Source organism: Vagococcus proximus (assembly GCF_029143285.1).
Lineage (GTDB): Bacteria > Bacillota > Bacilli > Lactobacillales > Vagococcaceae > Vagococcus_D > Vagococcus_D proximus.
Genome location: NZ_JAPDSH010000005.1, coordinates 36,639 through 50,243 on the forward strand (window position 1 = coordinate 36,639; position 13,605 = coordinate 50,243).

At 36.0% G+C, this 13,605-nt stretch carries 15 protein-coding genes; 13 read left to right on the forward strand and 2 right to left on the reverse strand.

Translation table 11 applies throughout. From position 1 onward, the window contains the following. The first annotated feature begins 1 nt into the window (after position 1). The 9 genes from OL233_RS07295 (at position 2) to OL233_RS07335 (ending at position 9,180) form a co-directional block, all read left to right on the forward strand. Positions 2 to 1,825, forward strand: a complete 1,824-nt coding sequence (locus OL233_RS07295) for a glycoside hydrolase family 35 protein (RefSeq protein ID WP_275471681.1) — start codon at positions 2 to 4, stop codon at positions 1,823 to 1,825. Between the two features lie 37 nt (positions 1,826 to 1,862). Continuing rightward, complete coding sequence (locus OL233_RS07300) at positions 1,863 to 2,669, forward strand: Cof-type HAD-IIB family hydrolase (protein WP_275471682.1); 807 nt, start codon at positions 1,863 to 1,865, stop codon at positions 2,667 to 2,669. Positions 2,670 to 2,729: 60 nt separating this feature from the next. Next, positions 2,730 to 3,539, forward strand: coding sequence for an IclR family transcriptional regulator (locus OL233_RS07305; protein WP_275471683.1), 810 nt, complete (start codon positions 2,730 to 2,732; stop codon positions 3,537 to 3,539). A gap of 1 nt (position 3,540) precedes the next feature. Further along, positions 3,541 to 4,332, forward strand: a complete 792-nt coding sequence (locus tag OL233_RS07310; RefSeq protein ID WP_275471684.1) for a hypothetical protein — start codon at positions 3,541 to 3,543, stop codon at positions 4,330 to 4,332. Between the two features lie 223 nt (positions 4,333 to 4,555). Continuing rightward, entirely contained in the window at positions 4,556 to 5,395 is an 840-nt protein-coding gene (kduI, locus tag OL233_RS07315; protein ID WP_275471813.1) for a 5-dehydro-4-deoxy-D-glucuronate isomerase, read from the forward strand. 30 nt (positions 5,396 to 5,425) lie between these two features. After that, entirely contained in the window at positions 5,426 to 6,217 is a 792-nt protein-coding gene (locus OL233_RS07320; RefSeq protein ID WP_126831981.1) for a gluconate 5-dehydrogenase, read from the forward strand. Between the two features lie 127 nt (positions 6,218 to 6,344). Next, positions 6,345 to 7,541 (forward strand): MFS transporter, encoded by a 1,197-nt coding sequence (locus OL233_RS07325; protein WP_275471815.1) that lies wholly within the window; start codon positions 6,345 to 6,347, stop codon positions 7,539 to 7,541. A gap of 19 nt (positions 7,542 to 7,560) precedes the next feature. Continuing rightward, positions 7,561 to 8,208 (forward strand): bifunctional 2-keto-4-hydroxyglutarate aldolase/2-keto-3-deoxy-6-phosphogluconate aldolase, encoded by a 648-nt coding sequence (locus OL233_RS07330; RefSeq protein WP_275471685.1) that lies wholly within the window; start codon positions 7,561 to 7,563, stop codon positions 8,206 to 8,208. A gap of 33 nt (positions 8,209 to 8,241) precedes the next feature. Beyond that, complete coding sequence (locus tag OL233_RS07335; RefSeq protein WP_275471686.1) at positions 8,242 to 9,180, forward strand: sugar kinase; 939 nt, start codon at positions 8,242 to 8,244, stop codon at positions 9,178 to 9,180. 27 nt (positions 9,181 to 9,207) lie between these two features. Here the strand turns inward: OL233_RS07335 and OL233_RS07340 are convergent, their stop codons facing one another. Both OL233_RS07340 and OL233_RS07345 read right to left on the reverse strand, forming a co-directional pair. After that, positions 9,208 to 10,410, reverse strand: a complete 1,203-nt coding sequence (locus OL233_RS07340; protein WP_275471687.1) for a toxic anion resistance protein — start codon at positions 10,408 to 10,410, stop codon at positions 9,208 to 9,210. A 3-nt stretch (positions 10,411 to 10,413) separates the two neighbouring features. Then, positions 10,414 to 11,058 carry a 5-bromo-4-chloroindolyl phosphate hydrolysis family protein gene (locus OL233_RS07345; protein ID WP_275471688.1) on the reverse strand — a complete coding sequence of 215 codons (645 nt, stop codon included), beginning with the start codon at positions 11,056 to 11,058 and terminating at the stop codon, positions 10,414 to 10,416. A gap of 241 nt (positions 11,059 to 11,299) precedes the next feature. Between OL233_RS07345 and OL233_RS07350 the strand changes: the two genes are divergently transcribed. Genes OL233_RS07350 through OL233_RS07365 form a run of 4 tightly spaced genes read left to right on the forward strand, consistent with a single transcriptional unit; the run spans position 11,300 to position 13,488 of the window. Further along, a complete protein-coding gene (locus OL233_RS07350; protein ID WP_275471689.1) occupies positions 11,300 to 11,860 on the forward strand; it encodes an NUDIX domain-containing protein in 561 nt (186 codons plus the stop codon). 24 nt (positions 11,861 to 11,884) lie between these two features. Further along, complete coding sequence (macP, locus tag OL233_RS07355; RefSeq protein WP_275471690.1) at positions 11,885 to 12,172, forward strand: cell wall synthase accessory phosphoprotein MacP; 288 nt, start codon at positions 11,885 to 11,887, stop codon at positions 12,170 to 12,172. A gap of 27 nt (positions 12,173 to 12,199) precedes the next feature. Next, entirely contained in the window at positions 12,200 to 12,895 is a 696-nt protein-coding gene (locus OL233_RS07360; RefSeq protein ID WP_275471691.1) for a 5'-methylthioadenosine/adenosylhomocysteine nucleosidase, read from the forward strand. A gap of 44 nt (positions 12,896 to 12,939) precedes the next feature. Beyond that, the gene (locus OL233_RS07365; RefSeq protein WP_275471692.1) at positions 12,940 to 13,488 is read left to right on the forward strand and encodes a cysteine hydrolase family protein; all 549 of its coding nucleotides are present in this window, start codon (positions 12,940 to 12,942) and stop codon (positions 13,486 to 13,488) included. The last annotated feature ends 117 nt before the right edge of the window (positions 13,489 to 13,605 follow it).

The following is a 13,605-nucleotide window of genomic DNA, read 5'->3' on the forward strand; positions in this document are numbered from 1 at the left end:
AATGAAGATGGTGGGGGAAAAAATGACAACTTTTAATGTGACATCAGAATTTTTACTAGATAATGAACCGTTTAAAATTATTTCAGGAGCTTTACATTATTTTAGAGTTCACCCAGATTATTGGGAACACTCTTTATATAACTTAAAAGCAATGGGGTGTAATACTGTTGAAACCTATATCCCTTGGAATTTACATGAGCCTAAAGAAGGTGAATTTGATTTTTCAGAAGGTCGTGATATTAACAAATTCATTACTCTAGCTGAAGAATTAGGACTATACGTTATCGTTAGACCCTCACCTTTCATTTGTGCAGAATGGGAATTTGGAGGACTACCTGGATGGTTGTTAAACTATCCAGATATGATTTATCGTACAGCTGATTCGTTATTTTTAGAAAAAGTAGCTCCTTTCTATCACGAGATTTTAACACGTTTAAAACCGCAACAGGTGACAGAAGGTGGTCCTATCTTAATGCTGCAAGTAGAGAATGAATATGGCTCATATGGTAATGAAAAAGAGTATCTTAGATCACTTGTCAAAATGATTAAAGCAGAGGGCATTACCGTTCCATTATTTACATCTGATGGGAGTTGGGATGAAACGTTACGTGCCGGTTCGTTAGTAGAAGATGGAATTCTTGCAACAGGTAATTTTGGTTCTAAAGCAGCAGAGAACTTTAGAAACATGAAAGCCTATTTTGATGAAAAAAATGTTAAAATGCCTATGATGTGTATGGAGTTTTGGGACGGTTGGTTTAATAGGTATAACGAGCCAATCATTCGTAGAAGCCCACAAGAGTTTGCTGAAGTACTAGAAGAAATGGTTAGTTTAGGCTCTCTTAACTTCTATATGTTCCAAGGGGGTACTAACTTTGGGTTTATGAATGGGTGTTCAAGTCGAGGTTTAAAACGCCTGCCACAGGTAACATCATACGATTACGATGCGTTGTTAACAGAATGGGGTGACCCTACTGAAAAATATAAATTAGCGCAAGCTATTTTATCAAAATACTCATCTGTTTCAGAACCACAACTTTTAGCCAAAACGTCAGGGACTGGTCAGTTAACTAAAACAACAAACTTATTTGATGTTTTAGATAAAATTAGTACCCCTCAACATGTGATGTATCCTAAAACAATGGAAGCTTTTGACCAATACTATGGTTACATTTTGTATAGAACAACGGTTTACTCAGCTAAAAAAGAACAACGTGGTCTATTAATGGGTGCTCAAGATCGTGTTCATATTTTCGTTAATCAACAATTAGTCAAAACATTATATCAAGAAGAATTGTTAACCGATTTTATGTTGGATATGGAAATTGGTGATAATCAAATCGATATTCTAGTTGAAAATATGGGGCGTGTTAATTACGGTCCATTGTTACAAAGTGAAGGGCAACATAAAGGAATTAACCGTGGGTTTATGATGGATATTCATTTTGAATCAGATTGGACTATTTATACGCTGCCGTTAGATAATATTGAAGAATTAAAAAACGAAACAGATAGTACTGATAATAAAGTTGGGCATTTCTATCACTATGATGTTAACTTAAATCAAAAGGCTGATACGTTCTTAGATATTACAGAATTTGGAAAAGGTGTTGCATTTTTAAATGGGGTTAATTTAGGGAGATATTGGAATGTTGGACCAATCGGTTATCTTTATATCCCAGCACCACTGTTGAGAGAAGTTGATAACGAGTTGGTTATTTTCGAAACAGAAAAAGAACTTCCTAGAACAATTAAATTTCGCGACCATCCGGTTTATATTGAAACAGAAAATCAAGATAATTTTAAAAAGGCAACAGCTCCAATTTAAAAAATCAGACTATATTTTGTGACGAAAAGGAGAACGAATGATACCAAAACTAATAGTTGTTGATTTAGATGGGACGACGTTAAATTCGAAAGGTGTTATATCTAAAGAAAATAAAGCAAGTTTAAGAAAAGCTACTGAACAAAATGTCGAAGTAGCAATTGCGACGGGACGAACATTTGAATCAGCTCGAGATTTCATGAAAGATATAGGAATAACAGGTCATGTTGTGACGTTAAATGGTAGTGGTGTTCGTCATATTGAAGCGGAGGACTCGCTGTATCATCGTTATATTGAAGCTGACTTAATATCAGAGATTATGAAAATTAATGGTGTTGATAGAGTTAATAGTTACTTCAGTACAAGTGAGAAATCGTATGTTATTGTTAAAGAACGCGAAATTTATAACTCATTCCCTTTTAACCCTGCTCTACATGAAATTGACTCATTAGCCGATTTAGGTGAAGATGGCTCGAACATCTCTAAATTTCTTTTTTCAACTAGTGATAATGTGTTATTGGAAAACCTTAATCAGAAATTAAAAGAATTAGCGCTGGAAGCTGTTTATCCAGACGAGTGGTGCTTGGAAGTAACTGCTGAAGGAGTTAGTAAGGCGTCAGCTTTAGCTGTACTGGCTGATGAATTAGGGATAACAAAACACGATATTGCAGCTATAGGTGACAGCGAAAATGACTTAGAGATGATTCGTTATGCAGGAATTGGCATTGCGATGGAAAATGCGATGCCATCTGTCAAAGAATCTGCTAAATATGTTACAACACATCATAATGAAGATGGTGTAGCTTATGCTGTCACTAAATTATTAGCAGGAGAATGGTCCGTTTAAACGGCCATTCTTTTTTTATTATGGATATAAGAAAGCGAGGGTTTTCATGTCATTTCTCATATGGTATACTTAATTTCTGATAAAGAAAGGAGTGGTAACTTGGACGTTTCAAAAAAACCATACGGTACAGTCTTGATTAGAGCAGCTAAAATTATGGATTATTTATCAAATTCATCTGAAAGTAAATGTTTAAAAGAGATTGCAGAGCAAACAGATATGACAACTTCAACAACATTAAAAATATTAGATACCCTTGTTTTAATTGGGTATGTAACACGAGATAATACAACAAAAGAGTATACGTTAGGGCCTTCTCTAGTCAAGTATGCTAATAAATATATAAATGATTCGGTGTTGGTTAAGGCAGCAAGCCCTTATCTAGAAGAGCTACACGATTCAGTCGATGAAACGATTCATTTAGGAATTTACAGTGGTGATGAGGTTATGTACTTAACTAAGTTAGAGCCTAAAAAGCAATCGATTTATATGACATCTAAGGTAGGTAGCACAAGACCTTTATATAGCTCGGCTATGGGGAAAGCAATCCTATCTGAATTACCTGAAGAAGAGGTTAAGTCTTATTTAAATAGAACTGACTTAGTACCATACACGCCTAACACTATAACGAATTCATTAGCACTCTTAGAAGAGCTGAAGATAGTCAGCGAAAGAAGTGTTGCATTTGATGATGAAGAGATGGAAAAAGATTGTTTCTGTATTGGAACAAGCATTGACTTAGGGGATAATATGTACGGTGCTTTTAGTGTTAGTATGCCCAAGTTTAGAATTAATGATGAAGTGATTGCCTCGTTAACTCACCAAATAAATGATACAAAGAAAAAAATAGAACAGAAAATTCAGGAGGGATAATATGTCAATTAAGATTTCAATTTTGAATAAAGATGGCGAACTTAAACGTGAGCATAGTGCTGAAGAATCAGTTTTTTTAGGGTTTAAAGAAGAGTATCAAGAAGGTGACAGTATTAAGGTGGAGTTGTCTACTGAGAATAATTATTTAATAGTAGATTTAGATGGAACACTTAATGAGAGTTTTATTTATGTGCCAGGAAAAACTTGGGAATATAAAGTAATTACTGAAACATATCGTACGGCTTATCACCCAAATATGTTCAAAGGAGAACGTCATTATTTGGCAGTACGTTATGCTAAAGATTACGAAGTGTCGCAATATCGTAATCTTGCATTAAATCCACACGATCAAAAAGATGACAGTGGTGCTTATCCGCACGCCTCAGCAAATGTTGAAACCCGTAATGAAACAACATTTTTTGCTAGAAATGCAATTGATGGCATCTTAGCGAATGAGTATCATGGTCGTTATCCGTATCAATCATGGGGCATCAATCAAGATCCAAATGCTTGTCTTAGAATTGACTTCGGTCGTAAGGTGACGATTGATCGGTTAGGGTTTATCTTACGAGGTGATTACCCGCATGATAGTTATTGGACAGAAGGAACTGTCACATTTTCTGATGGTGATAAGCGTGTGTACTCTTTTGAGAAGGTAATGGACGAGCAAACTTTTGATTTAGAAAAACCTAAAGAAATCGAATGGTTAGAATTTGATAAGTTGATTAAGCATGAGGATGACTCACCATTCCCAGCGTTAACTCAATTATTTGTTTATGGTCGTAATAGTTAATAAATCAAAAAAGCGAGAGGAAACTCTCGCTTTTTTGATTGCTTAAAATTAAGCGTTATCATATTTAGAAATTTAATGAGTTTTAGGCTTGAAAAAAAATAGAAGAGACGTTATACTATGGTTGTATTTCTTTTTAAGAAAACGTAATTTCTTATAAGGAAAACCTAGAGAAGCATAGTTAATGCTCAGACTACCTTTTAATAAAATGTGAAGGAGACGATTTATTATGAAAATGGAAACAAAATATGCACACAGCCCAGAGGATATTAGACATTACTCAACAGAACAATTAAGAGATGAGTTTTTAATTGAATCTTTATTTGTACCAGGTGAAATTATGTTAACGTATACACACAATGATCGCATGATCTTTGGAGGTGTAACGCCAACAACAGAGGCACTAGAAATTATTTTAACAAAAGAATTAGGTGTTGATTATTTCTTAGAGCGTCGTGAATTAGGTGTTATCAATATTGGTGGACCTGGGAGTATTGTTATCGATGGTGAAGAATCAGAAATGAAAAAACAAGATGGTTACTACATTGGAAAAGAAACAAAACAAGTATTATTCAAATCTGATGACCAATCTAACCCAGCTAAGTTCTACTGCGTATCAGTACCGGCCCACAAAATTTACCCAACGGTAAAAATTAGTATCGATGATATTAAACCAATAGAAACAGGCGAGCAAAAAACATTGAACGAAAGAAAAATTTATCAATACATTCATCCGAATATTTGCGAAAGCTGCCAATTACAAATGGGATATACAGTTTTAGCAGAAGGATCAGCATGGAACACTATGCCATGTCATACTCATGAACGTCGCATGGAAACATACTTATACTTCGATATGAACCCAGATACTCGCGTCTTCCACTTCATGGGTAAACCAGAAGAGACTAAACATTTAGTCATCGCAAATGAACAAGCCACTATTTCACCTAGCTGGTCAATCCATACAGGTGTGGCAACAGCTGATTACACATTCATTTGGGCTATGTGTGGCGAAAATATCACATATACTGATATGGATATGGTTGCAATGGATCAATTAAAATAAAACTATTTTTAACTAAAAGGGGAAATTAAAATGACAGAATTTAACATGGATTCATTTAATTTAAATGGAAAAATTGCATTAGTAACAGGAGCTGTATACGGAATTGGTTTTGGTATCGCAGAAGCTTTAGCTAAAGGTGGCGCTAAAATCGTCTTCAACAGTATTAATCAAGAATCAGTAGACCAAGGTTTAGCAGCTTACAAAGAAGCAGGAATCGAAGCTTATGGTTATGTATGTGACGTAACAGACGAAGCTGGCGTTCAAGAGATGGTTAAAAAAATCGAAGCAGAAGTTGGCGTGATTGATATTTTAGTTAATAACGCTGGAATCATTAAACGTATTCCAATGCTTGAAATGTCAGCTGAAGACTACCGTCAAGTTATCGATGTTAACTTAACAGGTCAATTCATTATGGCTAAGGCTGTATTACCATCAATGATTGAAAAAGGTCATGGTAAAATCATTAACATTTGTTCAATGATGAGTGAACTAGGACGCGAAACAGTAAGTGCTTACGCATCTGCTAAAGGCGGTTTAAAAATGTTAACTAAAAATATTTGTGCAGAATTCGGTGAACACAATATCCAATGTAACGGAATTGGACCTGGTTATATCGAAACACCACAAACGGCACCATTACGTGTAGAAGGTCATCCATTTAACAACTTTATCATCGATAAAACACCAGCAGCTCGTTGGGGTAAAGTAGAAGACTTACAAGGACCAGCAGTGTTCTTAGCATCTGATGCTTCAAACTTTGTAAATGGTCATATCTTATATGTTGATGGTGGTATCTTAGCTTCTATTGGGAAACAACCATAAAAGCATGACATAAAGCTAAATAGAAACATAACTTACTAGGGAATTAGTAGATATATTAGGAAGCAGCGCTGATTTCACAGTCGCTGCTTTTCTTATTTTGAATCAAATAGAAAGAGGGATGATAGTGATGCTCAAGAACTCTTTTTATGACGAGTTGAGTGAAACGAATAAGTATATTATTAAATGTTGCTTCTTTATCTTTTTTGTAAACGGTTTATATGCTATGGTATTTGGTTCAATATTGCCTTTATTAAGTGAAGCGTATCAATTGAACGATACAGTGAGTGGCATGTTGATTTCTAGTCACCAAGCAGGCAATTTGATTGCGGGCTTTCTTGCAGGAATTTTACCAGTCTATCTCGGTCGTAAAAATTCTATTTTATTTTTAAGTAGTTTTGTAGTGATAGGGTTCTTATTAATCATGGTAACGGGGCAACCGTGGTTGTTACTCGTAGCATTCTTCTTCACGGGTATAAGTCGTGGAAGTATTTCAAACTTTAACAATAAGACAGTAAATGACGTGTCGAATAGTAGTCCAGCTGCTTTAAACTTTTTACACAGTTTATTCGCAGTAGGAGCACTTTTATCGCCATTTTTAGTCATTATTACAACCAAATTATTCGGTTTTAATGGTTGGCGTATTACGAGTGCGATTATCATTGTGTTGATTTTGATTTCGCAATATATGTTTTCTAAAATGCCGATTTCTTCAGAAGATAGGGTGCAAGACAAGAAAAAAGAAAAAGGCAGCTACGCTTTCTTTTCAGATAAACATTTCTGGACAACTGTTGTTATTTTATTCTTTTACCTATGTGCAGAGGCTGCGATAACAGGTTGGTTAGTGAAGTATTTTGTGGATACCAATATTATGACGGTAGCTCAAGCACAATTGCTGTCTTCGGTTCTATGGTTAGCTATTTTAGTAGGGCGGTTAGCTTGTACATTTTATGGTAGTCGCTTTGCTAAGAGTCAATTACTGTTAGCTATTAGTATTGGAACAAGTATTTTTTATATCTTGTTGCTACAAGCCACTAATTTTTATGTCATCATGTTAATTATTTTTGGCTTAGGCGCTTCAATGGGTGGGATTTATCCAACAGCAATGACTATTGCAGGAAGCTCTATTAAAAAATACCCAATGGCGATGGGATGGCTTCTAATTTTAGGTGGTATTGGTGGGATTACAATGCCGATTATTACAGGGGTTTTATCAACTAATTTCGGTATATTAGCAGGTATGTCAGCTATCATTGTCGCGATAATCGTGATGTTAATCGGTGTCATTAGTTATGTAGTATTAGATAAAAAGGTTAAAAAAAATTAAATTAAATGGAGTGATTAAAATGACAAAAAAAAGTAGAATCTTAGATCAATTAACACGTAATTATTTATTTGCAGTAGTCCGTGGTAAAAATGTAACGGATGGTGTTAGAATCTCAGAAGCATGTTGCCAAGGTGGTTTAAAAAATATTGAAGTAACCTATACGACACCACAAGCAGGTGAGGTTATTAGACAATTATCTGATTCTATAACAGATGAAGAGGTTGTGATCGGAGCAGGGACTGTTTTAGACGATATTACGGCTCGCGACGCCATCTTATCAGGTGCTAAGTTTGTTGTAAGCCCTCATTTTGATGCCAAAATTTCAGAAGTATGCAATCGCTATGCGATACCCTATTTGCCAGGTTGTGGCTCAGTAACAGAGATTATTCAAGCAATGGAAAATGGCAGTGATGTTGTTAAATTATTCCCTGGTGGTTTACTAGGTGCTAGTTATATTAAAGATGTGCATGGGCCGATTCCAGATGTTGAAATGATGCCTTCAGGTGGTGTGAGTATCGATAACTTAGACCAATGGATTGGCAATGGTGCTTGGGGTGTTGGTGTAGGAAGTGCCTTAACACGTCATGTTGCCACAGATGGTTATGAAAGTGTGACAGTAGAAGCTAAAAAATTTGTAGATAAAGTAGCAGAAATCAAAAAATCTTAGGCTAGAAAACTTTAAGTAAGGGGGCAATGAATAATGGCGGATGTAATCTTAGTAGGCGAGCCAATGGTACTATTTTATGCGAATGAACCAGGATCGCTAGCCGAAGTGAGTAATTTTTCAAAAGGTTTGGCAGGAGCAGAAGTGAATGTTGGGATAGGCTTATCACGCTTAGGGTATGATGTTAATTATATGACTAAATTAAGTAACGATGATTTAGGAACCTACATCCATGACTGTTTGAAAAAAGAAAAATTAGATTCAAACTACATTGCCTATGAAGAGGGTGCAAAAGTAGGCTTGATGTTTAAAACAAAAGTGACCGAAGGGGATCCTAAAACGTTATATTACCGTAAAGGAAGTGCAGCTTCTACACTATCACCAGCAGATGTTGACAAAATTGATTTTAAAGAAGTTAAATTATTACACATGACAGGTATTCCTGCTGCTTTAAGTCAAAGTAGTCGTGAGGCATGTTTTTCTTTAATGAAAGCGGCACGTGAAGCGGGGTGTTATGTCACGTTTGATCCCAATTTGCGTCCAGCTCTTTGGGAATGCGAAGAAATCATGGTACAAACATTAAATGAGTTAGCATGTTACGCTAATTTAGTACTACCTGGTGTTTCTGAAGGTGAGTTGCTAACGGGGAAATCAACTGTGGAAGAGATATCAGATTTTTATATTGATAATGGTGCCGAAACAGTTGTGATTAAAGATGGTGGAAAAGGCGCTTATGTAAAGGAAGCAGGACAAGAAATTCGCTTAGTTCCTGGTTTTAAAGTAGATGAAATTGTTGATACAGTGGGAGCAGGAGATGGTTTTGCTGTTGGTATTATTGATGGTTATTTATCTGATTTATCTATTACGGAAGCTGTAAAAAATGCAAATGGAATTGGTGCCATCCAAATCCAACACGTTAGTGATAATGAAGGATTGCCAACAAGAGCAGAGTTAGAAAAATTTGTGAACCAATAAAAAAAGCGCCGATTAGGCGCTTTTTTTTTATTGGTTACTCATATCAAGTAATTTTGTTTTTAATTCATTTTCCATTAAGCCAAGTTCTTTCTCAGCGGCACGGCGTTTTTCTTTACCTTCTTTTTGAATACGTAATGTCTCTTGGATCGTTTCAATCAAATCGGATTGAGTCTGTTGTAAGGTTTCGATATCAACAAAGCCACGTTCGTTTTCTTCAGCTGTTTCGATCGCTGAGATTTTAAGCATCTCTGAATTTTTCTTAAGTAAGTCGTTGGTTGTCTCAGAGACTTGGCGTTGTGCAGTGACCGCATCTTTTTGTCTTAATAATGTTAAAGCAATGGCCACTTGGTTTTTCCAAAGCGGAATAGCTGTATTAATAGACGCTTGAATTTTTTCAGCAAGTGCTTGGTTCGTGTTTTGGATTAAACGAATTTGAGGCGCTTGTTGAATGGTAATTTGGCGGGCTAGGTTTAAATCATAAGTCCGTTTATCTAGACGATCTAAAAATTGATTTAAGTCGTTAACAGTTTGAACATCCATTTGGTCGCCAGTTTCTTCAGCGTGTTTAATTGCAGCTGGAATTAGCTCGTTTTTAAGCTCGGCCATTTTAACTTCACCAGCTGCGATGTAGATATTTAAGGCGTCGAAATAATCTTTATTTTTATGGTAAAGCTGTTCTAACATTACGTTATCGCTTAGTAAGCCATTTTTTTCTTTGTCTAATTTAACAGCGATATGGTCGATTTGAGCCCCAATTTTTTGGTATTTTGCTGTAATTTCATAGATGGATTCTTTTACTTTTCCAAACATACGCTTGAAGACATTTTTTTCTTGGGCCTGTAATTCGCTAGGGCTTGCTTCATTTAAACGGTACATCAATTCAGTAAGGGAATCCCCAACTGGACCAATATCTTGGTTTTGTACTTGGTTAAGCATCGAATGTGAAAATTCGCTTAATTTTTGTTGTGCTGCTGCACCGTAGCTTAAGACCGCTTGCGAATCGTTAACGTTAATTTGGCTCGCTAATTCACGGGCTTGTTTTTGACGGTCTTCTGGAAGACGATCAATCAACTTAGGTGCAACTTCTGCTTCCGCTAAGTCATGGATATTTTCGTTGGTATCCATTTTGACGGCGGCGTCAAGTGTGTCACCGAAAGGATTGCTTAGTAAATCGTCTAATGTATTAGTAACGGGTTGTTCAGTAGGTTGTACGGGTTTCATGTCTGTCATAGTCTAGTTCTCCTGTTCTTTTTCAGTGTCTGAGTCAAAAGAGGCTAGCTCTTTTTCGCGGGCCATATTTTGTTTGGCTATGGCAATTTCGATATCAAGTTCTTCTAAATCATCAGCCACAATCGCTTGATAATCAGCTACTAATAGTAGTGAAACATCATCGATAACGGCGGCGCTTTTTTCTAAAGCTTGATAAGTCGCTTTGTTTTTCAAATCATGACCATCAATCTCTAGGTACTTACCAGTCAAGTCTACTAAGTTAGGTAAGTGAGTATAAAGAAATTGATCTGCTTTATGTAGTTTGCGAGGTTCTTTTACCAACTCTTTAAAGGTTCCTTTCGCAGCTTTTACCGTATCATTACGTAAATCAATGGCACGTAGTTTAGAAGTTGCAGCCATGTTTTCTTCCAATTGAACAATCAATTTCTTTGTGTGGGCCATAGTTTCTCTGAAGAAGTCGATTTGTTGGTCAGTCATGCCATTGTCATAATAATGTTGTGACTTTTCTTCTGTTAAACTTGGAATAGACTTAGTTGTCTTTTTACGACGACCTTTTAAAAATCGGATTAAATAAATGAGCCAAGCAATCATTAATAAAGTCATAAAGTCGCCATTAACAAAAAGTAAACTAATAATAGTCAAAGTCATCAAAATATAAAAGAAGCGTTTGTTTTTTTGTTTCCTTGTTTTTAGGGACATCCCTTTCACTCCATTCGTTGTATCACGTTATGTCTTTATTTTAGCACAAGTTATCTTTAAGAATATCGGTCCAAAGATGGATTTCTAAAACTTTAAAAGATTTTAATAACTTTCAGCACATATTCGGGATATAATTGTAAAATAGAAACTGACACGGTATGATTAAGGTAGTGTCAAAGGAGGGTATGGTATGACTGTAGATAATTTTGAAGAAGTGACAGTATCACGACGACCTATCTTTAAAGGAAAGATAATTGAGGTAGTCGTTGATGACGTTAAATTACCATCGGGAGAGATAAGCCAAAGAGAATTGGTTCTTCATAATGGCGCGGTAGGGATACTAGCGGTCACATCAGATGATAAGATTGTATTAGTCGAACAATTCCGAAAACCTCTTGAGAAGACGGTCCTAGAAATACCTGCCGGGAAAATTGAAATAGGTGAAACCTGTTATCAGGAAAGAGCACGACGTGAATTAGAAGAAGAAACAAATTATGCTGCAGCTAATTGGACTTTAATAAGTAAATTTGCAACAGCGCCGGGTTTTTCGAATGAACGTCTTTACTTATATGAAGCAACACAACTAAAAAAAGTAGCAGACCCGCTACCACAAGATGATGATGAATTAATCGTATGTCATGAGTTAACATTAGCAGAAGCGAAAGATGCGATTAAATCGGGTTGGATAGATGATGCTAAAACCATCATTGCCATTCAACAATGGGAAATTCAGAGTTTAAAGGATAAGTAGGGTATGAAAATAGGAGGATAACAAGTGGGAGAACAAGAGCCATTGTTAACACGTAAAGAAATCCGTGCAATGAAAGCGAAAGATAAAAAAACGGCACGAGAAAAATTACAAGAAACAGAAAAAGAGCTTGAAGTGAAACAGAAAAAAATTTCCAAATTCTTTAAAAGAGAACGCAAAGAGCTAAAACCTGTGACAAAAAGTCGAACAGAAGAAAATGAAAAAGTAAAAGAACGTGGCAGTATTTTGAATAAACTTATTATTATAGTAGCGTTATTACTCGTTATCATGGTTTTGGCTATTTTTTACTTATAAACTAAATTGAGATAGGGGCATATAGAGATGAAGATTGGAATTATTGGAGCGATGGCAGAAGAAATTCGCTTATTACGTCAAGAAATGACAGATAGTAAAGAATGGACAGAGGCAGGTGCAACATTTATCTCTGGAACGTTAAAAGGTAGTGAGGTTGTCGTTGTTCAATCAGGAATTGGGAAAGTTCTAGCTGCTTTAACAACAACATTATTAATTAGCCATTATAAAGTAGATGCTGTGATTAATACGGGATCAGCTGGTGGGATTGGAGAAGGACTTGCGATTGGTGATGTGGTTCTTTCTAATAAATTAGCGTACTATGATGCAGATGTAACGGCTTTTGGTTATGCAATGGGCCAAATGGCAGGAATGCCTTTATACTACGAAGCAGATACTGTATTAATTGAAAAAGCAGAAGTAGCTGCTACCAAAAATAACTTACAAACACGTACGGGCTTAATCGTGTCAGGCGACACCTTTGTAGATAGCCAAGAAAAGATTAATGAAATCAAATCATACTTCCCAGATGTCCTTGCCAACGAGATGGAAGGGGCGGCAATTGCTCATGTGGCTCATCAATACAATGTCCCATTTGTGGTAATTCGTGCGATGAGTGATGTTGGCGATGAAAATGCTAGTGTGAATTTTGATGACTTCATATTAGAAGCAGGTCGTCATTCTGCCGAGATGGTTATGGCGCTTGTAGAAGAATTAAATAATTAAACTACTATAGAAAATGAGATAATTGACCTCAGGAGGAGACAGAAATGAAAGCCTTACTATCGATTGATTATACCTATGATTTTGTAGCAACAGAGGGTGCCTTAACAACAGGGGAACCTGGACAGGCGATTGAGCATGACTTAGTTGCGTTGACGAAAGAATTTATTGAAGCAGGCGAGTACGTGGTATTTGCCATAGATGGTCACGATCCAAGTGATCACTATCACCCAGAAAATAAACTATTTCCACCTCATAATGTGGTGGGAACAATGGGTAGAAATTTATATGGTTCTTTAGCAGACGTCTATAGTAACGAGCAGTTAAATCCGCGTGTATATTGGATAGATAAACGTCACTACTCAGCATTTAGTGGGACAGATTTAGATATCAGATTACGTGAGCGTGGGATTACAGAACTTCACTTAACAGGTGTCTGTACAGATATCTGTGTACTACACACAGCGATTGATGCTTATAATTTAGGCTACAAGATTGTCGTTCATGAAAAAGCTGTTCAAAGTTTTGATCCAATGGGTCATAAATGGGCACTTAATCATATGATGACAGCTCTTGGCGCAACGGTTATCTCATAAAATTCTTAATCTTTTTAAGAAATTAAAAAGATTATAGGATTTTTTTTATTAAAAGCCTATTAATAATGACTTTTATCATGCTATCATTATTAAGTTAATGAAACTTTAAGATATGGA